At 40.8% G+C, this 24,145-nt stretch carries 23 protein-coding genes; 12 read left to right on the top strand and 11 right to left on the bottom strand.

Going from position 1 to position 24,145, the window contains the following annotated elements; genetic code table 11:
- Nucleotides 1-67: 67 nt before the first annotated feature.
- The 4 genes from tsaA to PNIG_RS09115 form a co-directional block, all read right to left on the bottom strand.
- Nucleotides 68-772 carry a tRNA (N6-threonylcarbamoyladenosine(37)-N6)-methyltransferase TrmO gene (gene tsaA / locus PNIG_RS09130; protein ID WP_089368339.1) on the bottom strand — a complete coding sequence of 235 codons (705 nt, stop codon included), beginning with the start codon at nucleotides 770-772 and terminating at the stop codon, nucleotides 68-70.
- Between the two features lie 403 nt (nucleotides 773-1,175).
- Nucleotides 1,176-1,745, bottom strand: coding sequence for an outer membrane beta-barrel protein (locus PNIG_RS09125; protein ID WP_011328299.1), 570 nt, complete (start codon nucleotides 1,743-1,745; stop codon nucleotides 1,176-1,178).
- 261 nt (nucleotides 1,746-2,006) lie between these two features.
- Nucleotides 2,007-2,471: an acyl-CoA thioesterase gene (locus tag PNIG_RS09120; protein WP_011328298.1), complete on the bottom strand. Its 465-nt coding sequence runs from the start codon at nucleotides 2,469-2,471 to the stop codon at nucleotides 2,007-2,009.
- A gap of 121 nt (nucleotides 2,472-2,592) precedes the next feature.
- On the bottom strand, nucleotides 2,593-4,239 hold the full coding sequence (locus PNIG_RS09115) for an electron transfer flavoprotein-ubiquinone oxidoreductase (RefSeq protein WP_089368338.1): 1,647 nt from the start codon (nucleotides 4,237-4,239) through the stop codon (nucleotides 2,593-2,595).
- Nucleotides 4,240-4,458: 219 nt separating this feature from the next.
- On the opposite strand from PNIG_RS09115, the gene PNIG_RS09110 reads away from it, so the two are divergent.
- Together PNIG_RS09110 and PNIG_RS09105 are read left to right on the top strand one after the other, a co-directional pair.
- Nucleotides 4,459-5,208 carry an electron transfer flavoprotein subunit beta/FixA family protein gene (locus tag PNIG_RS09110; protein WP_011328296.1) on the top strand — a complete coding sequence of 250 codons (750 nt, stop codon included), beginning with the start codon at nucleotides 4,459-4,461 and terminating at the stop codon, nucleotides 5,206-5,208.
- Nucleotides 5,209-6,135, top strand: coding sequence for an electron transfer flavoprotein subunit alpha/FixB family protein (locus PNIG_RS09105; protein WP_086993365.1), 927 nt, complete (start codon nucleotides 5,209-5,211; stop codon nucleotides 6,133-6,135). It begins immediately after the preceding gene.
- Nucleotides 6,136-6,413: 278 nt separating this feature from the next.
- Here the strand turns inward: PNIG_RS09105 and asnS are convergent, their stop codons facing one another.
- Nucleotides 6,414-7,811: an asparagine--tRNA ligase gene (gene asnS, locus PNIG_RS09100; protein ID WP_011328294.1), complete on the bottom strand. Its 1,398-nt coding sequence runs from the start codon at nucleotides 7,809-7,811 to the stop codon at nucleotides 6,414-6,416.
- A gap of 304 nt (nucleotides 7,812-8,115) precedes the next feature.
- Between asnS and PNIG_RS09095 the strand changes: the two genes are divergently transcribed.
- Entirely contained in the window at nucleotides 8,116-8,550 is a 435-nt protein-coding gene (locus PNIG_RS09095) for an ATP-binding protein (RefSeq protein WP_011328293.1), read from the top strand.
- Nucleotides 8,551-8,606: 56 nt separating this feature from the next.
- Here PNIG_RS09095 and PNIG_RS09090 read toward each other — a convergent pair whose 3' ends face one another.
- The 5 genes from PNIG_RS09090 to bioA form a co-directional block, all read right to left on the bottom strand.
- A complete protein-coding gene (locus tag PNIG_RS09090; RefSeq protein WP_089368337.1) occupies nucleotides 8,607-9,626 on the bottom strand; it encodes an ABC transporter ATP-binding protein in 1,020 nt (339 codons plus the stop codon).
- Between the two features lie 14 nt (nucleotides 9,627-9,640).
- A complete protein-coding gene (locus PNIG_RS09085; protein WP_011328291.1) occupies nucleotides 9,641-11,140 on the bottom strand; it encodes an ABC transporter permease in 1,500 nt (499 codons plus the stop codon).
- Nucleotides 11,140-12,180 (bottom strand): extracellular solute-binding protein, encoded by a 1,041-nt coding sequence (locus tag PNIG_RS09080; protein WP_011328290.1) that lies wholly within the window; start codon nucleotides 12,178-12,180, stop codon nucleotides 11,140-11,142. Before PNIG_RS09080 ends, PNIG_RS09085 begins: the two co-directional genes overlap by 1 nt.
- A complete protein-coding gene (locus PNIG_RS09075; protein ID WP_089368336.1) occupies nucleotides 12,181-12,993 on the bottom strand; it encodes a hypothetical protein in 813 nt (270 codons plus the stop codon).
- 156 nt (nucleotides 12,994-13,149) lie between these two features.
- Complete coding sequence (bioA, locus tag PNIG_RS09070; protein WP_089368335.1) at nucleotides 13,150-14,451, bottom strand: adenosylmethionine--8-amino-7-oxononanoate transaminase; 1,302 nt, start codon at nucleotides 14,449-14,451, stop codon at nucleotides 13,150-13,152.
- 100 nt (nucleotides 14,452-14,551) lie between these two features.
- Between bioA and bioB the strand changes: the two genes are divergently transcribed.
- From bioB to PNIG_RS09035, 7 genes are all read left to right on the top strand, one after another.
- Nucleotides 14,552-15,592 carry a biotin synthase BioB gene (gene bioB / locus PNIG_RS09065; protein WP_011328287.1) on the top strand — a complete coding sequence of 347 codons (1,041 nt, stop codon included), beginning with the start codon at nucleotides 14,552-14,554 and terminating at the stop codon, nucleotides 15,590-15,592.
- Nucleotides 15,593-15,650: 58 nt separating this feature from the next.
- Nucleotides 15,651-16,802, top strand: a complete 1,152-nt coding sequence (locus PNIG_RS09060) for an aminotransferase class I/II-fold pyridoxal phosphate-dependent enzyme (protein WP_089368334.1) — start codon at nucleotides 15,651-15,653, stop codon at nucleotides 16,800-16,802.
- Nucleotides 16,799-17,695, top strand: a complete 897-nt coding sequence (locus PNIG_RS09055) for a methyltransferase domain-containing protein (protein WP_089368333.1) — start codon at nucleotides 16,799-16,801, stop codon at nucleotides 17,693-17,695. The genes PNIG_RS09060 and PNIG_RS09055 overlap by 4 nt, the downstream gene beginning before the upstream one ends.
- Nucleotides 17,696-17,732: 37 nt before the next feature.
- On the top strand, nucleotides 17,733-18,416 hold the full coding sequence (bioD, locus tag PNIG_RS09050; protein WP_089368332.1) for a dethiobiotin synthase: 684 nt from the start codon (nucleotides 17,733-17,735) through the stop codon (nucleotides 18,414-18,416).
- Nucleotides 18,417-18,570: 154 nt separating this feature from the next.
- Entirely contained in the window at nucleotides 18,571-19,440 is an 870-nt protein-coding gene (htpX, locus tag PNIG_RS09045; protein ID WP_089368331.1) for a protease HtpX, read from the top strand.
- Nucleotides 19,441-19,556: 116 nt separating this feature from the next.
- A complete protein-coding gene (locus tag PNIG_RS09040; protein WP_089368330.1) occupies nucleotides 19,557-20,009 on the top strand; it encodes a DUF302 domain-containing protein in 453 nt (150 codons plus the stop codon).
- A gap of 49 nt (nucleotides 20,010-20,058) precedes the next feature.
- Nucleotides 20,059-20,721 carry an NADPH-dependent FMN reductase gene (locus PNIG_RS09035; RefSeq protein ID WP_089368329.1) on the top strand — a complete coding sequence of 221 codons (663 nt, stop codon included), beginning with the start codon at nucleotides 20,059-20,061 and terminating at the stop codon, nucleotides 20,719-20,721.
- Between the two features lie 86 nt (nucleotides 20,722-20,807).
- On the opposite strand, the gene gloA is transcribed toward PNIG_RS09035, so the two are convergent.
- On the bottom strand, nucleotides 20,808-21,335 hold the full coding sequence (gene gloA / locus PNIG_RS09030; protein ID WP_011328279.1) for a lactoylglutathione lyase: 528 nt from the start codon (nucleotides 21,333-21,335) through the stop codon (nucleotides 20,808-20,810).
- 284 nt (nucleotides 21,336-21,619) lie between these two features.
- Between gloA and PNIG_RS09025 the strand changes: the two genes are divergently transcribed.
- Together PNIG_RS09025 and PNIG_RS09020 are read left to right on the top strand one after the other, a co-directional pair.
- Nucleotides 21,620-22,057 (top strand): cold shock domain-containing protein, encoded by a 438-nt coding sequence (locus PNIG_RS09025; protein ID WP_089368328.1) that lies wholly within the window; start codon nucleotides 21,620-21,622, stop codon nucleotides 22,055-22,057.
- Between the two features lie 220 nt (nucleotides 22,058-22,277).
- Nucleotides 22,278-24,071 carry a GmrSD restriction endonuclease domain-containing protein gene (locus PNIG_RS09020; protein WP_089368327.1) on the top strand — a complete coding sequence of 598 codons (1,794 nt, stop codon included), beginning with the start codon at nucleotides 22,278-22,280 and terminating at the stop codon, nucleotides 24,069-24,071.
- The last annotated feature ends 74 nt before the right edge of the window (nucleotides 24,072-24,145 follow it).

Here is a 24,145-nt window from a genome sequence, read left to right as displayed (position 1 = left end):
TACATATTGTAAGGGCTTCAGTCTACCAGCGGTTGCATTTACACTAAAGCGCTAAGTGATAAATTATTTAGGTATTTTCTATACTAGTAACTAAATTATGTGACTCATTAACTTGCCAGCAAATATTATAGTTATACAAAGTCATGCCGTAGCTTTGCTGTCCGTCTTTTTGCTTTTTATAAGCAGGGCGAGGATCTTGCTTTAGCACATTACTTATAAACGCCTGTAAATCTGGATATTGCGTTTGCTGCGCAATAAAATTAAGGACTTCAGGGGTAAATTCAACGCTCATGTGGGTTTCTGGGCGGGTGTCGGCAAACCCCGCACTGGCCTCTGGCATAGAGTCAGAATAGGGTAAGTAAGGCTTTATATCGATTATTGGTGTGCCATCGAGTAAATCTATTCCGGCGAGTAATAAGCTCAGTTGGCCATTTTTATACTCTATACCTTCTAGTTTTACCGCGCTCATACCAATGGCGTTAGGCCTAAAAGTGGCTCGCGTGGCAAACACGCCTTTGCGGGCATTACCACCTAAACGAGGCGGGCGCACCATAGCCGAATAGCCTTTGTCGGCTGTTTCATGAAAACGAAATAGCAGCCAAATATGGCTAAACTCATCGAGCCCGCGTACAAATTCTTCACGATTAAAGTCAGGCGCAAAAATAAGCTTTGCTTTAGCTTCTGGCACTAAACGAGGTTGCCTAGGTATAGCAAACTTTTGTTTATAAGGAGATTGAATGTGGCCAATAGCCGAAATGGTATAATCGCTCATAGTACTCGGGTGCAAATGAAATAGAGCGCTATTCTACCCATATTTAGCGTTTATGGCATTACTTGTAAGTGAGTTTATTACTTAACCTGAGCTCCGGATAATAAACCTATCTCAAGCAGCTACTTTCAGCGCTAACTGCGTTGAATTTACTTGCAATAGGCCAGCTATTGACGCGTAAATTCGCCTTATTTTCACTGAAAATCTCTGGCTAGAGAAAATAAAATTAAATATAACTATGATTTAATACGTTAGTAAATCTCTTAACCAGAGCTCAGGTTACTTATAGAAGCCTAGTCTAAAAGGTATTGATTAGACTAAGTGGTTTATATGCATGTGCGTTTAAACCACTCAAAACAAAAAAGGTAAGCCTAAGCTTACCTTTTACACACGTTTTAGGGTTTAATTAAAACATGTACTGCACTGATACAGACGCTACATCCATATCTGGGTCAATATCGTCATCAAGTTTATAGCGTTCATACTCTAAACGAAATTGAACGTTTGTTGTAAGTGCATATTCAATACCTGCACCGTAAAACGCATCACCACCATCTGTAGAAGCTGAAACAGAACCTACTGGTAAATCTTGTGTGTATTCTGCATCCCACTCAAGCCAACCGCCTTTTGCATACACAGAAAAACTCTCTGTAATAGGGTAGCCCAAGCGTGCGGCAAGCGATACGCCATCAATTTCAGCTTTGCTGTCCACATCACTTACTTCATCAAAGTTTTGATAAGCAAGCTCTAAGCTTAAATACTCGTTAAATTGTGCGCCAACGTAACCTTTTAGCATTTGTGCATCGTCGTCAAAGTCAGTGTCTTTGTCACTGTCTTCAAATTCAAAAGAATATTGACCGTAACCAACACCCGTGTAGATACGTGGAGAATCGAAATCAGCAATATCAGCCTTAGCTGCAGTATTAAAACCCAGTGTTACTAAAGCAAGTGTAGAAAGAGAAAGTGTTTTAATCATGAATTAGCTCCTTTAATAATAAAAATCAAATGCTTGAAAAAATAAGATGTAATTAAATCAAACGTCATCAAGGTAGGTGCAGTGAGCATGCCAATTATTAAAAACATAAAAAAACGGCCATAAAAACCTACTTTAGTATTGGTTTTTATGGCCGTTTGTATGATACGTGTACAGCAGTGAACTTTTATTAGTTGTTACTTTCTAAGCTCAATTGCATGTTTTACAAAAAGTGTGAGGTTTTTACAGGCACACTTTAGTTACTTATACCTTATGCAGTAAGTTTTCCGTCTCTATTGCAATTTCTTTCATTTTTATAGCGTAGTTTTCTAATTTTAAATCTTCTTCGGTAATCGCTTTAAAAGAAGGCACTGCTACTGGGTAACCGGTTTCATCCATAGCAATAAAGCTAATAACACAGTGGTTGGTTTCAACCATATTTTGTGTTTTGGGGTCGCCACAACGCACTTGAATAAATATTTGCATACTGGTTTTACCGGTATGCGCTATTTTAGCTTCCACTTCAACAATTTGGCCTACTAAAATAGGGCGTCTAAACTTCACCCCAGCAACAGATACGGTAACACAGTAATGGCCACTCCAGCCTGCAGCACATGCATAGCCAGCTTGGTCAATCCACTTCATGACGGCTCCACCATGCACTTTACCACCAAAATTTACATCAGTAGGCTCTGCTAAAAAACGAAAAACAACTTTTGACGACGGCATAACTAATTCTCTTTTATAAAAACTAGGGTAAGCATAGCGCAAAACAGGGGCACAAGCCCCTGCAAATTAGTGTAGGTTTATAATTTATATGTAAAAACCTACTTTTTATTAACAATAATAACTACATATTAGGATAATTTGGCCCGCCAGTCCCCTCCGGAGTTACCCAAGTAATATTTTGGCTCGGATCTTTAATATCGCAGGTTTTACAATGCACGCAGTTTTGCGAGTTAATCACAAACTCTTTAGTGCCAGCAATTTCTTGAATTTCATAAACCCCAGCAGGGCAATACCGCTGCGCTGGTTCATCAAATTTAACTAAGTTTACTGCAATTGGAATACTCGGATCTTTTAATTGCAAATGACACGGCTGTGACTCTTCGTGGTTAGTATTTGATAAAAATACCGACGACAACTTATCAAAACTGAGTTTACCATCGGGTTTTGGATACACTATTTTATCGGCATCCGCCGCATCAACTAAAGTATCGTGATCTGGGGTGTTATCTTTAAAGGTAAATGGCAAGCAACCATTAAAAATATTTTGATCTAGGGTGTTATATGCGCCACCAACAAACTTACCTAACTTGTGCATAACAGGGCCAAAGTTACGTGATTGCTGCAATTCTTTATAAGCCCAAGATTGCTCAAACGCGTCTTTAAACTCGCTTAAGTCGGTATTTGCTTGCTCATTTTCTAATGCTTTAAAAATAACTTCAGCTGCCACCATACCCGACTTCATTGCAGTATGATTACCTTTAATTTTTGCAAAGTTAAGCGTACCTGCATCGCAGCCTACCAATAACCCACCAGGAAAATGCATTTTTGGTAATGAGTGCAAGCCGCCTTTAGCAATAGCACGAGCACCATAAGCAACACGTTCGCCGCCTGCTAATACATTTTTAAACACAGGATGGTGTTTCATGCGCTGAAACTCATCAAACGGGCTTAAATGCGGGTTTGAGTAGTTGAGATCAACAATCAGTCCTACCACAACTTGGTTGTTTTCACAGTGGTACATAAATGCGCCGCCGTTAGTATCGCCTTGTAATGGCCAGCCTGTACCGTGTACTACTGTGCCTAATTGATGCTTACTTTCATCAATTTGCCAAATTTCTTTTAAGCCTAAGCCATAGTGCTGCGGTGATGACTCATCATCGAGGGCAAATTCATTAATGAGTTGTTTGCCCAAATGACCACGACAACCTTCGGCAAATACGGTGTATTTAGCGCGTAGCTCCATGCCAGGCATGTAACCATCTTTTTCGTTGCCGTCTTTATCAAGGCCCATATCGCCAGTAATAATGCCTTTTACTGTGTCGTCTTCAATAATAAGCGAATGCGCACTAAACCCAGGAAAAATCTCGACTCCCAGTGCTTCTGCTTGCTCAGCTAACCAGCGACAAACATTCCCCATAGAGACAATATAATTGCCATCATTATGAAAGGTTTTTGGTGTGGCAAAGTGCGGAATAGCGGTGGCTTTTTGTTCGTTGTTAAACCAGTAAATTTCATCCTTTGCTACTTTGGTGGTTACAGGGGCGTTGAGATCTTGCCAATTTGGCAGTAATTCATCCAGCGCTTTGGTTTCAAACACGGCACCAGAGAGTATATGAGCACCCACTTCTGAACCTTTTTCAACGACACAGATCATGCATTCTTGTTGTTTATTTTGCGCTTGTTGTGCCAGTTTTATTGCACATGCAAGACCCGCTGGGCCTGCACCTACAACAACTACATCAAATTCCATGGTTTCCCGGGTGATCATAAATACCTCTTATTCGAATGGTTAACGTACCCTATATTTAACTACACGTTAATGAAATACATAACCCATTTGATAGATGCTAATAAAAAGTTATGGGTTGTGAATGTTTAAAGGTTATTTTAGGTTGATGTTTACGTCAATAGACAGTAGTCTGATTTCATAAAATAAATAGGTTGACGTGCACGTCAGCTTGTAGGTTTAAATAACGATGGAGTCCATATGAAAGTTCTCGTACCAATAAAAAGAGTTATAGATTACAACGTAAAAGCGCGAGTTAAGTCAGACAAAACAGACGTTGATTTAACCAACGTAAAAATGGCGATGAACCCATTTTGCGAAATTGCAATTGAAGAAGCGATTCGCTTAAAAGAAGCGGGTACAGCAAGCGAAGTTATTGCCGTAACAATTGGCCCAAAAGCCTCGCAAGAACAGTTACGTACGGCATTAGCCCTAGGCGCCGACAAAGCCATTCACATCGAAACCGATGAAAAGTTAGAGTCGCTGCACATTGCTAAATTACTTGCAAAAATTGTAGAACAAGAAGCACCAGAATTAGTTATTTTAGGTAAGCAATCAATTGATTCAGACAATAACCAAACCGGCCAAATGCTAGCTGCATTGACCAAACGTGGCCAAGGTACGTTTGCTTCAAAAGTTGAAGTGGTTGATGGAAAAGTTAATGTTACCCGTGAAGTTGATGGCGGCTTACAAACAGTAGCGCTTAATTTACCGGCTATTGTAACTACCGATTTACGTTTAAACGAGCCACGTTATGCGTCGCTGCCAAATATAATGAAAGCAAAACGTAAACCGCTTGAGGTTATTGCAGCCGATACTTTGGGTGTTGATTTAACGGCCCGTGTGCAATTAATTAGCGTTGAAGAGCCAGCTAAACGTACTGCCGGTATTATAGTTGAGGACGTGGCGCAACTTGTAGAAAAATTAAAAACAGAGGCGAAGGTAATCTAAATGAAAACACTTGTAATAGCAGAGCACGATAACGGTGTATTAAAACCAGAAACCTCAAAAACAATTAACGCAGCAGCAAAACTTGGTTTTCCTATTGATGTGCTTATTGCGGGCGAAAACCTAGGTGTATTAAGCGAAGAAGTTGCGCTTATTAATGGCGTAGCCAGTGTACTGGTAGCAGATAACGCAGTATATGCACATCAATTAGCTGAAAGTATGGCAGATTTAGTGCTATCGCTTGCTGATTCTTATAGCCACATAGTGGTAAGTGCTACCACTACAGGTAAAAACTTTATGCCGCGCGTTGCAGCCTTGCTTGATGTTGCACAAATTTCAGAAATTATTGACGTTGTTGACGCAGAAACATTTAAGCGTCCTATTTATGCGGGCAACGCAATTGCCACGGTTAAGTCACTCGATAGCAAAAAAGTTATCACTGTACGTGCTAGTAGCTTCGACTTACAAACAGAGCAAGCAAGCGCGCCAATAACGGCAGTTAATACGGTATCCGATTCTGCGCTAAGCAGCTTTGTAAGCGATGAGCAAACTAAATCAGAGCGCCCAGAATTAACCGCAGCTACTGTGGTTATCTCAGGTGGTCGTGGTATGCAAAATGGCGAAAACTTTAGTTTATTACACGGAATAGCCGACAAGTTAGGCGCTGCTATTGGTGCTTCGCGCGCAGCAGTTGATGCAGGCTTTGTACCAAATGACATGCAAGTAGGGCAAACAGGTAAAATTGTAGCGCCAAACTTGTACATTGCAGTGGGTATTAGTGGTGCAATTCAGCATCTAGCCGGTATGAAAGACTCAAAAGTAATTGTCGCAATTAATAAAGACCCAGACGCACCTATTTTTCAGGTTGCAGACTACGGTTTAGTTGCCGATCTGTTTGATGTTTTACCACAGCTAGAGCAAGCTCTATAAGTTAATAACTAAAAATTATATTTATAGTTATAGTGATAAATTAAAAGCCGCAGTATCATTTTATGATGCTGCGGCTTTTGATTGTGCCTAATAAACCTAATAAACCTAAGATACTTATTCACTTAACCTGACTGGCCTATTGCAAGAAAATTCAACGCAGTTAGCGCTGAAAAATAGCTGCTTGAGATAAGTTTATTATCCGGATCTCAGGTTACTTAGGCATAAAAAAACCAGCCATCGGCTGGTTTTTACTATGGTACACAGTAAGCGTTAACGTATTAGTACGTTGCGCTGCCTTTAGTACGAGGGAAGGCGATAACGTCACGTACGTTGCCCATACCAGTAACATAAGCAACTAAACGCTCAAAACCTAAGCCAAAGCCTGAGTGCGGCACAGTACCGTATTTACGTAAATCGCGGTACCAGCTGTAGTCGTCTTTGTTTAAGCCCATTTCGTCTAAACGAGCATCGAGAATATCTAGGCGCTCTTCACGTTGTGAGCCACCAATGATCTCACCAATACCTGGCGCTACTATGTCCATTGCGGCAACGGTTTTACCGTCTTCGTTTTGGCGCATGTAAAACGCTTTAATATCGCGTGGGTAGTTTTTAATAACAACCGGTGCTTTAAAGTGTTCTTCTGCTAAGTAACGCTCGTGTTCAGACTGTAAATCTACGCCCCATTCAACAGCGTACTCAAACTTTTTACCACAGGCTTTTAATATTTCTACCGCTTCGGTGTAATCAACTTGTGCAAAGTCTTTTTCTACAAATTCTTCAAGGCGAGTAATGGCTGTTTTTTCTACACGTTGTGCAAAAAATTCCATGTCATCGCGGCGCTCTTCTAGTACGGCTTTAAACACATACTTCAACATCTGCTCTGCTAGTTTTGCAATATCTTCTAAATCAGCAAATGCTAATTCAGGTTCTACCATCCAAAACTCGGCAAGGTGGCGCGAAGTATTTGAGTTTTCTGCGCGGAAGGTTGGGCCAAACGTATAAATTTTTGACATTGCCGACGCGTAAGTTTCACCATTTAACTGGCCAGATACAGTAAGAAATGCTTCTTTACCAAAAAAATCTTCGCTGTAATCTACTTCGCCTTTATCGGTAAGCGGTAAGTTTTGCATATCAAGCGTTGATACGCGGAACATTTCACCTGCGCCTTCACAGTCACTTGCTGTGATAATAGGGGTGCTTATCCATAAAAAACCTTGCTCATGGTAAAAGCGATGAATAGCTTGAGCTAAACAGTTACGTACACGGGTTACGGCACCAATCATGTTAGTACGAGGGCGAAGGTGAGCGTGCTCACGTAAGTACTCAATACTATGACGCTTTGCAGCCATAGGGTACGAATCTGGGTTTTCTACCCAACCTAATACAGTAACCGAGTTAGCTTGAATCTCATAAGACTGACCTTGGCCAGCAGATTGCACTAAAACACCGGTAACCGACACAGAACAACCGGCTGTTAGGCTAGTGACTTCATCATAATTATTAAGTGAATTAGGAACTACCGCTTGAATAGGATCAAAACACGAACCGTCATGAACGGCTAAAAATGAAATTCCTGCTTTTGAATCGCGGCGAGTACGGATCCAGCCTTTTACTGTAACTTGGCTGTCTACCGATACCTTGCCTTTTAATAGCTCTGAAATCGCTAAATGGCTCATCTTCACTCCAATGATATAAGTTGCCTAACTATATAATTTAACTACGCACCACACGCTGGCAAAATTGCTCTTAAACGGCGCTGCACTTGAACCCTGTATCTTACCTAGTAAAGTAAGATAAAAAAACTATTGTGGGCAACTCTTTAAAAAATTTTATAAATGCGCTTTATTTTTATACAGTTTTAAGGCCTAAATGTGAGTATTGTTATTTGTTGCTCTTATGTTTACCCATTTTGTGGCATTATGAACATTCAGATATTTTTATATTAATCGTTTTACCATTACATACTAAAAAATGGATGCTATGAAACAAGTTTTTATTTTACGAGGACTACCAGGAAGCGGTAAGTCTTATTATGCGCAAAATCTTGCCGATGAACTCGCCGGTGCAGACGAAAGCCAATATGTTATTTGCTCAACCGATGATTATTTTATTAATGATCAAGGTGAATACCAATTTGATAAGTTTAAATTGCCGCAATACCATAATTTAAATTTAGCGCGCTTTATTAACGCTTTAGCACAAAATATCCCGTTGGTGATTGTAGATAACACCAATATTAAAAAATGGGAATTTATTGCCTATGCGCAAGCGGCAGTTGCTTTGGGTTATCAAGTAAAAGAAGTGATTGTGGGCGAAGTAAAAGACAAATCTATGCAGCATTTATATGCCAAGCGTAACAGCCATAACATTCCACTTAAAACTATTAGTAAAATGGCCTATATGTTTGAATGGTAATTTATACAGATTAAAAAAGCCCATGTTAATGGGCTTTTTAGTGTTGCATACTTTTATTATTGCGCGAGTTGTTTATAAACTGCTAGCGGGTGTGAGGTACTTAAAGATACATGTACAGCATCGCCGGGGTTTACCACTATTTCATGGCTAACGCGGCTGGTTACTACAGTTCCGCAGGCAAGCTTTATAGCACATAAGCGGCTGCCACCTTCAAAGCGCACCCAAATAACTTCGCCATTATTACCCACACTACTTTGCACTAGTAATACATCATCGGGGCGCAGCAGCACATCTACATCGCCACTATCGCAATCAACACCGTGGGCAGGGGCATTACCAATACTTGTGGTTGCTTGGCCTTGGCTAAACTGGCCGCTTATAAAGCTGGCTTCCCCTAAAAAGCGTGCCACAAATCGATTGTTAGGCATACTAAAACAGCGCTCTGGTGTATCTATTTGCTGAATTTTACCGCCTTGCAGTACACCCACACGATCGCCTACCGACAATGCTTCTTCTTGGTCGTGCGTTACCCAAATTGCAGGTACGCCCGCCGCTTTAAGCGCGTTGCGAATATCCCAGCGCAGCATGTCTTTAAGTGCGGCGTCTAAGTTAGAAAGCGGCTCATCTAATAATACAAAGTCGGGCTGGTGGGCAAGGGTGCGCGCAAGTGCTACGCGTTGTTTTTGCCCGCCTGAAAGCGTTGCTGGTTTTTTATTTCTAAACTCATCAAGGCCAAGTAACTTTATCCAATGCTCGCCTGGGCTGGTGTCTTTTAACCTAAAAAAAATATTTTGCTGCACGGTTAAATGCGGAAATAAAGCAAAATCTTGAAACACCATACCTACACTGCGTTTTTCCGCAGGCACAGTAATTTTAGGCGTTGCCCGCCATTTACCACTGTTTATTTCGCCTTCGCTTATAGGTATAAGGCCGGCTAATGCCTGCAAAATAGTACTTTTACCGCAGCCAGTAGGGCCTACAAGCATAAGAATTTCGTTATTACCTAATGATAGGTTTAAATCGCTTACTACACGGTTACTGCCATAATCTATAGACAACTGACTTACAGATAGCATTTGTTATTAAATCCTTAATGTTCGAGCTGGTTGCGTTTTTCGCCAGTGAGCATAATAGCTAACGCGCACGCAGAAATCACCACTAATAATAACCCCGGAATAGCAGCGCGGCCAAAATAGCCGGCTTCGTATACACGCCACAAATAAGTAGAGAGGGTTTCAAACCCCGTAGGGCCAAGTAATAAGGTGGCCTCTAGTTCACGCATCGACTCTAAAAACACTAATGCTGCACCGGCAATAATACCGCGCATAGTTAAGGGCAGTGTTATACGCATAAATGCTTCGCGTGGGCTGGCACCAAGTACCCGGGCCGATTTTACCAAGCTTGGATCTAAGTGCTCGGTGCTGGTACGTACTGAGCCTACAGCAAGGGGTAAAAAGCGCAGCGTATAAGCGATAATAAGCAACCCTAATGTTTGATACAAAAAGGGCAGTTGCAAGCCGCCATAAACAAGCGCTGTGCCCATTACTATGCCCGGAATACCAAAGCCAAAGTAAGTTACGCGCTCCATTACTTTACCTGCTTTACCGCTAAGAGCGGCATGAGCAACCGGAATGGCCACAATTACAGCTACTACAGCAGCAATTGCTGAGGCATATGTTGAGTTCCAAGCAATACTAAAATCAAAGCCGCTAAAACCATCCCGTGCCAGCCACAACGAAAATATAGCTAAAGGTAAGCCAATGGCTAATAGCAAAATAGGCGCAAAAGTTATAAACATAGCGCTTAACTGCCACTTTTTAGGGAATAAAATAAGTGGTCTGCCTTGGCGTTCAGTGGCGGTTTTTATTTGTGATTCAATCATTAATAAAAAGCCAACAATAACCATTAATTGCAACGAGAGCATAGCCGCACGGCCTAAAGCAAAGGCGTTGTATTCCACATAAATAACTCGGGTAAAGGTATCTAAGCGCATCATTGCCGGTGTACCAAAGTCAGATAAAGTATAAAGTGCAACAAGCAAAGAGCCCGCGGCAATACCATTAACTACGCGAGGTAATATTACTTTAAATACACTTTGTGTCATCGACATACCCAGTGTACGTGCAGCGTTTACCATACTGGCATCAAGGCTGAGTAAGGACGAGCGGGTGGTCATCATTACAAACGGAAATGTGTATAAGGTCATTACTATGGCTGCGCCGCTAAGGCCGTCCATTGAGGGCGTTGGAATGCCAAGCAGGTTATTTATTTCCCCCCCAGGGCCAAAAGCTGCATAAAGTGTAAACGCCCCTATATAACTAGGTATAGCTAAGGGAGCTGCAAATATAACCAGCCATAATTTTTTAAATGGCAAATGTACATAAGCGCTAATAAACGCCAGTGGCACGCCAATTAAAATAGAACCCAATACAGTTAACGCCATTAACGATAAGGTATTAGCTAAAATGTCGAGGTTATGGCTGTCAAATACTGAGCTTGTGTCGCTGGCAAGGGTAATTAACACATAAATAGGGGTAAGCGTAATGAGCGCTGCAAGCAGCGCCATTGGGTAGGATGCTGGTAGTCGCATTACAGTACGCCGCTACTGCGCATTAAATCGATAGTGGGGCGTAAATCGGCGAGCTGAGTTAAATCAATTTTAGGCGGCGAAATACTCGATAAAGACGGTATGCCCTGTGGCACACTAATGCCATTAACAAGTGGGATTTCGTAAGCTTCACTGGCTAAATAGCTTTGCACTTCGGTGCTTAGTAAATAACGCATAAAATTAGTTGCTAACGGATCGTCACTTAAAGCTAACACCCCTGAGGCATTGACCAAACAGCCCGCATCGTTTTGGGTAAAAGCTAAATCTAACTTAGCATCGGGCTTACCCGACTTTAACCTAAGTGTGTAATAGTGATTGGCAAAACCAATATCAACTTCACCGCGCTCAACGCCCATAACTACACCTAATTCACCGGCATAGGTTTTAGAGCGCTTTTTAATTTTTTTAAGCCACTTAGCGGTTTTGTCATCACCTTCTAAAATTCGCATTGCAGTTACAAACGACTGGAACGATGCATAAGCAGGGGCCCAACCAATACTTAAATCGCTGTCGGCAATTTCCATAATGCTGGTGGGAATTTGCTCTTTAGTTAAACGCGACGTGTTGTATGGCAAGGTACGAATACGGCCGGTTACCGGCGTCCATTCTTTATATCTAAATTGCGGTTGTAACTGAGCCGATAAATCACTTGGTATTGGCTGTGCAAGGCCAGCATCGGTAACTAAACCAATTGCGCCTGAGTCAACCGCCCAAAATAAGTCAGCACGGCGAACGCCTGCTTTTGCTTCAGCTACTATGGTATTTGCTAATGCAGCAGTTGGGCCTCGGCGTATACCGAGTTTAAGGTTTGGATTTTTCTTCTCGATAGCTTGTAATACGTTTTCGTATAAGCCACCTTCACCACGCCCTAAATAAAGCGTAAGCTCACCCTCTAGTTTAGGTAAGCTATCTACAGACACAGGGTTTGCTATATTGGCCGCTAGTGCGCGAGCAAGAGGCAGTGGTAATGCACCCACAGCCCCAAGCGCAACTAGGCCTTGTATAAAGGTCCTACGCTTCACTTAAAATACATCCTTACGTGTTTTTTCGGCTTTTTCGATCAGCGTTTTAGCGCGATCTAATTTTGTTTGCATGTCGCTTATTACATTACGTACTTCGTCTACGCTTTTGTTGCTAGAAATAGCAAGTGGCAGTGTTACGTTAAAGTCTTTCTCTAACACTTCAACTAAGTTAGCGTCTTGCGCTATTAGTGTGCCTTCTACGCCTTCAAATAAGTGTAGGTAAGTGTCGTGTACAATTTCGGTGGCTTCGTCGTTTAAACGCTCAGCAAATTTTGCAACAACACGATCGAGTCGGTGCTTAATTTCGTCGATAGTGGCACTTTGGGTCATTTCTTTGGATGCAGTTGTTGTTACATTTGCTAATAAACCCTGTTGCTGAAATTTTGCCGCTAATTTAACAGCGCCAAGGCCTTGCCATAGGGCATTGTTCATAGCTTGTTGTTGTTTACGAACTTCAGTTGCAGGCTGTTTGTTTTCGATAGCCATTTTTACACCGTAAATACCTTGCCAAATAGAAGCGTAAACAGGTACAAAATTAGTTTCTATGGCGCTGTGAAATTTAACCGACTCCCAATATTCAATAAGGTCATCTGTTTTTACCGCTTTAGCACCTTTAGTATCGTAGTCGCTTACCATAGTATCGACTTTACCAACCATCCACTCTACTTCTTCGGCGTAACTTTTAAGATTAGCCTGAAGGTGATTAACATGCTCGCCAATAGGGCCGTTTGCAAGTACCGGTTGCGTTATAAAAGCAGAGGCTAATAATAGGCTTACGCCTAACGCTTTAGCTGGTTTAAATAATAAGTTCATAAAAGAGTCCGAAAAGGTAACTGTAAATGATAGGTATTATCATATAGGTAAAGATCACTGAGATCAATACTCTTAAAGGTGAGTTAGAAGGCTGTTTGCTTATTAGGGCAAAGTGTGTACAACTTTTAACCCTAAAACTTTAATTTAGCGGTAAGTTTAAGCGTAATGCTTGCCTTTAATGGCGTTATAAATGGCATCACAAAGGGTTTTTATGCTGCTTTGGTCTGAAATATATGGCGGCATTAAATAAATGAGCTTACCAAAGGGGCGTATCCATACACCTTGTGCTACAAAATAAGCCTGAATTTTAGCCACATCAACATTGCCTGCTCCTGCGGTTAGCTCTACCACCCCAATAGCGCCTAAAGTGCGTACATCGGCTACGTCATCAAGCTCTTTGCATTTATTGAGTTGTTGCAGTTGGCTGTTTAGATTGGCAATGCGCTGCTGCCAGTTTTGCTCAAGCAGTAAATCTATACTGGCACAGGCCACAGCGCAGGCAAGCGGGTTGCCCATAAAAGTAGGGCCGTGCATTAATACACCGGCTTCGCCTTCGCTTATACCTGTGGCTATTTTGTCACTGGTAAGAGTGGCCGATAGGGTCATAGCGCCGCCAGTAAGTGCTTTGCCTATACACATTATATCGGGCTGAATATTAGCATGCTCTACGGCAAATAATTTACCGGTACGGCCAAAGCCTGTAGCTATTTCGTCGCATATAAGTAACACCTTATATTGCGTGCATAACTTGCGTACGCAGGCTAAGTACTCAGGGTGATAAAAGTTCATGCCACCAGCATTTTGTATAATTGGCTCAATAATAAATGCCGCTACGCTCTGGTGGTGCGCTTTAAAATACGCTTCAAGCTCGGTTGCCTCAGCTTGGTTAAACTCACTATTAAATTGGCTTACCGGGGCTGGTACAAAAATATGCTCGGGTAAAAAGCCGCTGTACAAACTGTGCATTGAATTAACTGGATCGCAAACGCTCATAGCGGCAAAGGTATCGCCATGATAGCCCTTGTAGGGGGTCATTAATTTTTGTTTGTTAGTAATGCCTTGGCTAAGCCAATACTGCAGTGCCATTTTTATAGCTACTTCAACACTTACCGAGCCGCTATCGGCTAAAAATACCTTAGTTAAGCTAGCAGGGGTAATGCTTACTAGCTTTTTACACAGCTCTACAGCGGGTTTATGGGTAAATCCGCCAAACATAATGTGGCTCATAGAGTTAATTTGCTCAATCATGGCGTTATTTAAAACTGGGTGGTTATAGCCATGTATAGCGCTCCACCATGAGGCCATGCCATCAATGAGTTGCTCGCCTGTTTCAAGCTCAATAATATTATGATTTGCGTGGGTAACAGGGTAAACCATTATAGGCTTGGTCATAGAGGTATAAGGGTGCCAAATATGCTGGCGATCAAAATTCAGGTCAATCGTATTCTTTTTAATCATATGTAAACTTAAGTGAGCTTGGGTTCGTTGACAATGGTACTTCAAGAAGTAGACTAAGCCAATATCACCGTTATGAAAAAAATAAAGAGAGTAGAAAACTATGGAACTTGCACCTGTTCGTCACAACTGGACCCACAGTGAAGTTAAAGCAATATTTGAAATGCCATTTAACGATTTACTATTTAAAGCCGCATCGGTTCATCGTGCTAATTTCAACCCAAATGAAGTGCAAATTTCTACTTTATTATCGATTAAAACCGGTGCCTGCCCAGAAGATTGTAAATATTGCCCGCAGTCTGGGCATTACCGAACCGATTTAGAACGCGAACGCCTAATCGAGGTAGAAAAAGTAGTAGAACAAGCGCGTTTAGCCAAGCAAAAAGGCGCAACTCGTTTTTGTATGGGTGCCGCGTGGTCAGATCCAAAAGACAGAGACATGCCGTATATTTCGCAAATGGTTAAAGAAGTAAAAGAACTTGGCCTAGAAACCTGTATGACCCTAGGCATGCTTAATAACGAAAAAGCCCATGAACTACGCAATGCTGGGCTTGACTACTACAACCATAACCTTGACACCTCGCCTGAGTATTACGAGCAAATTATATCTACCCGAACTTTTCAAGACCGCCTAGATACCATAGGCAATGTACGCGACGCGGGTATGAAAGTATGTTCGGGCGGTATTGTAGGTATGGGCGAGCAAGCAGCCGATCGCTATGGCTTATTAATGCAACTGGCCAACTTAGATCAACAACCAGAAAGCGTACCCATTAATATGCTGGTTAAAGTTAAAGGCACACCGCTTGAAAACGTAGATGACTTAGATCATTTTGAGTTTATACGCACAATTGCAACCGCGCGCATTATGATGCCGCACAGCTATGTGCGTTTGTCGGCAGGGCGCAACGCCATGAACGAGCAAATGCAGTCAATGTGCTTTTTTGCAGGTGCTAACTCTATATTTTATGGGGACAAACTGCTTACCACCGAAAACCCAGATGCTGATGCCGATATGGCCTTAATTAAAAAATTAGGGATGAATCCAGAAACTCGTCACGACTATTCAGATGAAGCCGTAGCCGCGTCGCTTTCATCGCAAGTGGCCGACAAAGCAACGTCTAAGTTATTTTACGAAGCATAACCATAATTATAACTAAGTAATAACTAAGCTATAACTAAGCCTAGGTAAACACAGCCAAATGTCATTTGAATTTATAAATACGCATCTGCAAGCTCGCTTGCACGATGCGCTACTGCGTAAACGCCACCAAGTACAGCATGCTACGGCGCGCAAAATTACTATTAATAACAAAACCTATCTTAATTTTGCCAGTAACGACTACTTAGGCTTTGGCGATAACGCAATTGCTTTAAATGAATTACCGGCATTAGGGAGTCACAGCTCAGCGTTAGTTACCGGTTATCAAGTTCAGCAACACGCACTAGAGCAGTATTTATGCGCACAGTTAGGTTACGAAGCCGCTATGCTGTTTAGCTCGGGCTTTAGTGCTAATAGCAGTGTAATAAAAGCGCTGTTTCAAGATAAAACCGTAGCGCAGCACAGTGCTGTTTTTCAAGATAAGCTTAATCATGCCAGCCTAATAGACGGCGCACTGCATGCTAACGCCGCTTTAATCCGTTTTAATCATAACGACATGAACCATTTACGCGCCCGCTTAGAAAAATCAACAGCCAAACATAAGCTAATTATAAGCGAAGGTGTATTTTCGATGGATGGCGACAAAGCGCCACTTAGCGAGCTACTGGCGTTAGCCAAACAGCACAATGCTTGGCTAATGATAGACGACGCTCATGGTTTTGGCGTATTAGGTAAAACCGGATTAGGCAGCTGCGAGGCGCTTAATACCGAGCAACTACCTGAGTTACTGGTTATTACTTTTGGCAAAGCGGTAGCCAGTAGCGGCGCGTGTGTATTAGGCAGTAAACATTTTATTGATTACATGCTGCAATTTAATCGCGATTACACTTACTCCACGGCTATGTCGCCGCTTATTGCAGGGCTTACTCTTGCACGTATTAAAGCGATTAAAACCGCAGATGATAAACGCGCTAAATTAAAGGCAAATATTAGCTACTTTAAGCAACTTGCTAAACAACATAATATTGCCGTAATGGAGTCAAGTACCGCTATTCAGCCCATTGTTTTAGGCTGCGCCGAGCACACCTTAAACGTGGCTAGTAAACTTAAAGAATACGGTGTTTGGCTTACTGCTATTCGCCCGCCAACCGTTGCTCATAACACCGCACGTTTGCGAATTACACTCAGCGCAGCGCATACAAAGCACGACATTAACCATTTAGTTAATAGCTTAGTAGGTGCATTAGTATGATTGCTCAAACATTTTTAAATGCTGCTTCTATAACTACACAGCCATTAAATACAGAGCCAAATAGGCAGCCGTTAAATATACAATCATTATCAGCAGGGCCTATATTATTACCAAGCTGTAGCCTTAAAAAAGGGGCGCAGAGTAAATTTTCAAAAGCAGCCAGCAGTTATAACCACCATGCTAATGTGCAAAAACAAGCCGCAGATGATTTATTTAAACTTATAAAAGCGAATGCAAATAGCAGTAATAAAGCCAAACTGTGTATCGACTTAGGCGCAGGGCCATTAGTTAATACACATACTTTGCAAACATTATTTGGCAGCGTTATTGCCATGGATCTTAGTTTAAACATGCTACAAAGCAGCGCACTAAATACGCCACGGCTATGCGCCGATATGGATAATCTACCGCTGCAAGCCAATAGTATTGATATTATTTACAGTAACTTTGCAGTGCAATGGTCGGCCGATTTTGCTCAATTATTAAAATCGCTTTATACTGCGCTCAAACCAGGCGGGCAAGCCTATATTAGCTGCGTTATTGAAGGCTCGCTTAACGAGATAAAAACCGCATTTAGCGCACTTGATAACAACAGCCATATAAATACCTTTAATAGCGAACAGTATATAAACCAATCAGTCCAAAAGTCTGGGTTTACTATTAATACAATACAAAAAGCCCTGTATAGCGATGAGTTTACATCGCCATTAAATGCCATTCGCTCTATTAAGGCCATAGGTGCTACAGCGCAAAATCACAGTAATACGCGCAGAGGCTTGTTAACTAAGCACGCTTTGCAGCAGGTATGCAGCGCATATCCGCTTAAAAATAATAAAGCGCACGTGTCGTATCACGTTATGCTATTAGCACTTTGCAAAAAAACAGTTAAATAAAAACCAGTTAAATAAAACAGCAAAGGTAAATAACGCCATGAAAGAATTTTTTATTACCGGCACCGACACCGACGCCGGAAAAACCCACGTTACCAGTTTATTACTAAAGCTACTTGCCCAACATAAAAAGCAAGCAATTGGTTTTAAACCGCTCGCGTCTGGCTGCGAAATGGCGTTTGATCAGCTAGTAAATGCCGATGCACTAATATTAATGGAAAGCGCAACGGTAAGTGCCAAGTACGATATAATTAATCCGTTTGCCTTTGCACCTGCTATTGCCCCGCACATAGCCGCCGAGCAAGCAGGGGTTACTATTACTGCAGATAAGCTAAGCAGCGCGTATAAAAACGTAAAACAGCAAGGTGCCGATTATATACTTACCGAAGGTGCTGGTGGCTGGGCGCTGCCTATAAGCAACACAGATTATTTATACAATTGGGTTAAAGCAGAGCAACTGCCGGTAATATTGGTAGTAGGTATAAAGTTAGGCTGCTTAAATCATGCGCTACTTACGGCTGCACATATGCAAAGTATGGGTATAAATTGCATTGGCTGGATTGCAAATCAGGTTGAGCCAAACATGGACGAGTACCAAGCTAATCTTGATTCACTTAAATTACGTTTACCCTTCCCTATACTGGCAATAAGCCCATACAGTGAGCAAACCCCTAAATTACAAATATATAAAACATTGCTAGAAAATTTCGCACTAAACACATAAAAAACACTTGTTTTACGACATAGTTTGTCACAGAATAGCGCTGACGTTGTGACATACTGTGTCATAACGCAGTGATTGCTTTTAATCAATTTAGTGCCAAACGCACTAAACATATTAATAGTACCGCAATCGATATTATTTTTTGAGGACAAGTATGAAACGTGTTTTTTTATTTTTACTAACAAACCTCGCGGTTATGTTGGTATTAGGTGTAGTGCTTTCAATAGTGATGAGTGTATTTGGACTAAGCAACCGTAGCTTAGGCGGTATGCTAATGATTGCCACTGTGTTTGGTTTTGGTGGCTCGTTTATTTCGTTATTTATGTCGAAATGGATGGCTAAAAAATCAACCGGCGCACATGTTATTACCCAACCACGTAACGAAACCGAACATTGGCTAGTAACTACGGTTGCAGCACAAGCGCAAAAAGCCGGCATTAAAATGCCAGAAGTGGCCATTTACGACAGCCCAGAAATGAACGCATTTGCCACCGGCCCAAGTAAAAACAACTCACTAGTGGCAGTAAGCACAGGTTTATTACACAGCATGAGCCAAGATCAAGCCGAAGCCGTACTTGCCCACGAAGTATCGCATATTGCTAATGGCGACATGGTAACGCTTACACTTATACAAGGCGTGGTAAACACCTTTGTTATATTTGCCGCTAAAGTGCTAGCAGGCATAGTAGATAACTTTATAAACAGTAACAACGATGAACAAGAGGGCGGCAACAGCTGGACCTACTTCCTGTTCGATATGTTGTTTCAAGTAATTTTTGGCATTTTAGCCAGCGTTATAGTGGCTTATTACAGCCGCCAACGTGAGTTTGCTGCCGACAGCGGCGCTGCCAAACTAGTAGGCGCAGACAAAATGCGTTCAGCCCTTGAGCGATTAAAGCAAAATCATCCTTCGCAACTAGAAGGCTCAATGATGGCGTTTGGTATTGCCAGTGGTAAAGGTATGGCTGAGTTGTTTTCGTCGCACCCACCGCTTGACGCCCGTATAGACGCACTGCGTAAATAATGTTTTAGCGCAAAGTTATTGCATATATACCAAGCCAGCTTAACCGCTGGCTTTTTTGTGGCTAAATTACATGCTAAGTTGGTTGCTCATATGTTTAACCAAACCAGAGTTTATACATGAAACTATTAAGCACCACTTTTGTATTTGCGTTACTTTTTGTGTTTTTTCCGGCTAAAGCAACAAACGGCCTAATAACACTACAAAGCCAGCAAAGCGCCAAAGCCACTATGAATAAGTTTGAGCTACTGGCTAAAAATAAAGGACTGACAATTTTTGCACGTATTGATCACGCCGCAGGGGCTAAAAAAGTAGGGCAGCAGCTTGGCTATACCGAAGTTATTATATTTGGTAATCCACAAGGCGGTACTCCTTTAATGCAGTGCGCGCAAACAATGGGGATTGATTTACCGCTTAAAGCACTTGTTTGGCAAGACGCCAATGCAAAAGTATGGTTAAGCTACAACAATCCTAGCTATTTAGTTAAGCGCCATGGTGCAGGGCAATGCGCTGTTGCTACAAAGCTTGCCAATGTACTTGCAGAGCTTGCTGCACAGGCACTGCAGCCCTGAGCTTAATTAACAATCCTAAAAAAGTAATTTAAACAACGAGGGAATATAGATGAAGTTTTTAGTATTTTTAGGCACAGTACGCAATAGCACACCACCTAAACCGGCAAGGCTTGGCGAGCGCGTAGCTCAAGCATGTATGGCGTGTTTGCAAAGCCAATTTAGTACACACGAAATAGAGCTAATCGACGCGCTAGATTACCCGCTCGAACCAGTATTTAAACCACACTTTGCTTATCCCAAAAGTAAAGCTCCCGAGCAGCTAAATACCCTAGCCGATAAAATTGCCGCAGCCGATGGCTACATTATGGTCAGCCCAGAGTACAACCATTCTATGAGCCCAGCATTAGCCAACTTATTAAACCATTTTGGCAGCTCACTGTTTTCGTACAAACCCAGCGCAATTGTTACTTATTCTGCTGGGCAATGGGGTGGTATGCGCGCCGCAATGGGTATGCGTAACTTTTTAAGTGAATTAGGCTGTTTACCCGTATCAGCAATGATCCATGTACCAAAAGCGCAAGAGGTAATGGCTGAAAATGGCTCGTTCAATGAGCAAAGTGAACAAGACACTTGGTTTAATTACTTCTCACGTACATTTACCCAATTAGCCTGGTGGGCAGAGGCTGCTCAACAGCAAAAACTAACTCAAAATCCAACTGAAGTATTAAGCAGCTTTACTAAAGATCCCTCACAGCGAAACGCTCCTAAATAAACTAAGTTTAATTAACAGCGCCTGCAAACAGTAAAGCCAGCTTAGCTGCTGGCTTTATAATTTAAAACATACATACGCCCTAGTTATTACTGAGACATAATAATTTCGGTAATGCCCTCGGCCGAGAGTATTTCTATCCAATAACCATCGGGGTCTTTAATAAACGCCAAACCTTTCATCGAGCCATCGTCTGGTTTTTTTACAAACTCTACATCGTATTTTGCAAAACGTTCGCACGCGGCGTATACATCGGGTACGCTAATACCAATATGGCCAAAGCCTTTAGGCTCTTCGTTACCACTTACATAGCCTGCAAAGCTATCGTCGTTTTCTGTGCCCCAATTATGGGTAAGCTCAATTAGTGCAGGGCGGCGAAACACCCATTCAGCTTTGGTTTTATCATCGCCCTCAGGCAGTTGTTGCTCGTAACCTAAAAAGTACAGGGTAAACTTCATACCAGGAAAGTCATATTTACCCAACAACTTCATACCTAATACGTTTTCATAAAATGCTAATGACGGTTTTGGGTCTTTAATTCGCAGCATAGTTTGCTGCATTACATAACCTTCGGTCGCTTTAGTAACTTGCTCTGGAGATTCGTTATAGCTAGACATAAGATGATCCTTACTAAAAATTTAAAGCACAACAGACTTATTAAGTATTTCTAGCGCCATCATAATCAACAGCACCGCAAATTAAAACCACCCTATGTAATTCATTCGTTATTCAATCACTATTCAATAATTAGTTAATTAAAATACCGCCAAGTAATGGCTATAAAGTAGTTTAATTTTAAAATTACTTAAAATAAGTTTACCGACCACTTTTAGAAACGTATAGTTTGCATAAGTAACACATAAAAAATAACTAATAAAAAGTATAAAAATCAGGAACACCAATGAACAAAGGATTGTTAACGTCGTGGAACGACAACCGAGGCTATGGTTTTATTAAATCTAGCAGTGTTGCACACGACACCTTTATACACATATCTTCGCTTAAACACATGAGCCGCAAACCCAAAGTAGGCGACACTATCTATTTTGAGGTAGCTACTGATCCCAATGGTAAAAGCAAAGCCGTAAACTGCCGCATTGAAGGCGTAATTGAAAGCAAAGTAGAAAACAAACTAGAAAAAACAGCTGCTTTTAATACACCTTTTAAAATGAGTAAAGCAAAAAAGAAGTCGAGCACTTTAGCTAACCTTGTTGCGCTGGTAATTATATTAAGCATAGGTTTTAGCGCATACAATAGGTACTTCGCAAACACTCATGCAGGCAATAAAAACAACCCCCCCCCGTTATTACCAATGCCGACTCGTGTGAGCATCAGTTAGGGTTAAGTAATTCTTTAAAGAAAAGCACGAGTATTGAGACGCTATTGTTTAATGAATTATTTTGGTGCGGCCGATACCATTTCTCAACACGGTTCAGGAAAATGATTAGTGTAATTATTGGATAATGAAATATAAACTGTTTTGAGGTATTTCAAACTACCAAAAGGAGCTGGTTAGTTTAATCATCACCTAATTTATATCATATATGTAGGATTCAAAAATGAAAGAAAATACGGAACTGTCAATTAAAGGAGAAAGTATACAAAGCCTTTATGGATCATATTTAAAAGGAACATTCCTAGTAAATAGAAGGTATCAACGTAAGCTAGTATGGACTGTTGAAGAGAAAAGATCATTCATTGACTCAATTTTAAGTGGCTATCCAGTCCCTTTAATATTGCTAGCAGAAGTAACTACAGAAAAAGGCCGAAAACTAGAAATAATAGATGGTATGCAAAGAATGAATGCAATAATGTCATTTATTGATCAAGAGTTTGATGTTGATGGTAAGTACTTTAACTTAGACACTATGGCTGATACTAAATTTCTTATGGATGATGGAGCAATAAGCCAGAAAGATACACCATTAGAGCGTTCAGTTTGCGCAGAAATTGTTAGATATCAAATACCACTATCTGTTTTTCAGGAGTCTGGTGACAGCCATATAGATGAAGTTTTCCGTAGGTTAAACTCTGGGGGTAGGCATTTATCTAAGCAAGAGTTAAGACAAGCTGGTGCTATAAGTAAATTTGCATCAATTGTAAGAAAATTATCAAGCAATATCCGCGGTGACTCAAGTCCTACTGATATATTAGATCTTAATTCTATGAAAAATATAAGTATTACTAATAGAAGCTTAGATTATGGAATTTCAGTTGAAGATATTTTTTGGGTGAAAAATAATATTATAACTAAAGAAGCATTAAGACAGTCTCAGGATGAAGAAGTTATTGCAGATATAGTAGCTTGGGTATCAATGGATAAAGGACTCCGCTCTAGTTCTGATATCTTGAATCAACTATATGGCTTTTCTATATTAAGCTCCAGTGAGAACTCATTATCGACATCAGTTGAGCTTCAAATACAAAAATTAAACGAAGAGAATGTGATAAATAATGTGCAGTATGTATTTGATGAATTAATAAAGCTAATCGCTGAATCAGGCCAAACTTTTAACGCACTTTTATTTAAAAATCAGCAAGCTAAAATTTCCCGTTATTTTCAGATAGTATTTTATTCTTTTTATAAATTGCTTATTGAAGAAGAGATGCAGATTGCGAAGAAAAATGAATTGATTAAATTGTTAGATAAAGCGGGTGATAAAATTATATCACTTGCTGCCGGAGGAGGTAATTGGTCTGCAAAAGAAAAGCAAACACAGTCTGATGCTCTGTATGGCGTAATTAGTGGCTGTTTTATAAAGTCTCATGATAAAGATCCTGCTAGATCTCATTGGGTTACGCGTTTTGAAAATATTCTGATGCAATCCTCAACGGAACAAACCTTGTATGATTTTAAAGTAGGACTACATGCGTTAACTGATAGAAATAATAAGTTTAATCAAAAAGCTTTTTCGAAGGTTATTAAAACACTAACAGGGATGGCCAACACCTTTCCTGGTGCAACGGGTTATTGCTTAATAGGTGTTGCTGATACTAAAGCCACAGCTAATCAATTTAAAACCCTATACGATAAGGATTATATTTCTTATTCTTCTTTTTACATTACAGGTGTTAAGGAAGAAGCTGAAAAATATCATGGTGATTTGGATAAATATTTCACAAAATTAGTTAATTTAATAAAGTCTGAGCCAATAAGCGAAAGAGATAAGGATTATTTGTCTAGAAATATTTCAACTATACGGTACTTTGATAAAGATATTATTATTTTGAAAATTGAGTCAGATACTAAACCTTCGATTTATGATGGTAAATACTTCGTCCGCCATGGTAGTAATGTAGACGAGGTTGAACCTGAAAATTTTGGTCAATTATTTCTACGTTTTAATCAGTAATTTCACTATAAATTAAAAGTAATCAAACTGACTTCCCTCATTAATTCTTTAATTAAATTGTGAGGGACACATAA

This window comes from Pseudoalteromonas nigrifaciens, from assembly GCF_002221505.1.
GTDB classification, from domain to species: domain Bacteria; phylum Pseudomonadota; class Gammaproteobacteria; order Enterobacterales; family Alteromonadaceae; genus Pseudoalteromonas; species Pseudoalteromonas nigrifaciens.
This window is presented reverse-complemented; position numbering and strand designations above follow the sequence as displayed.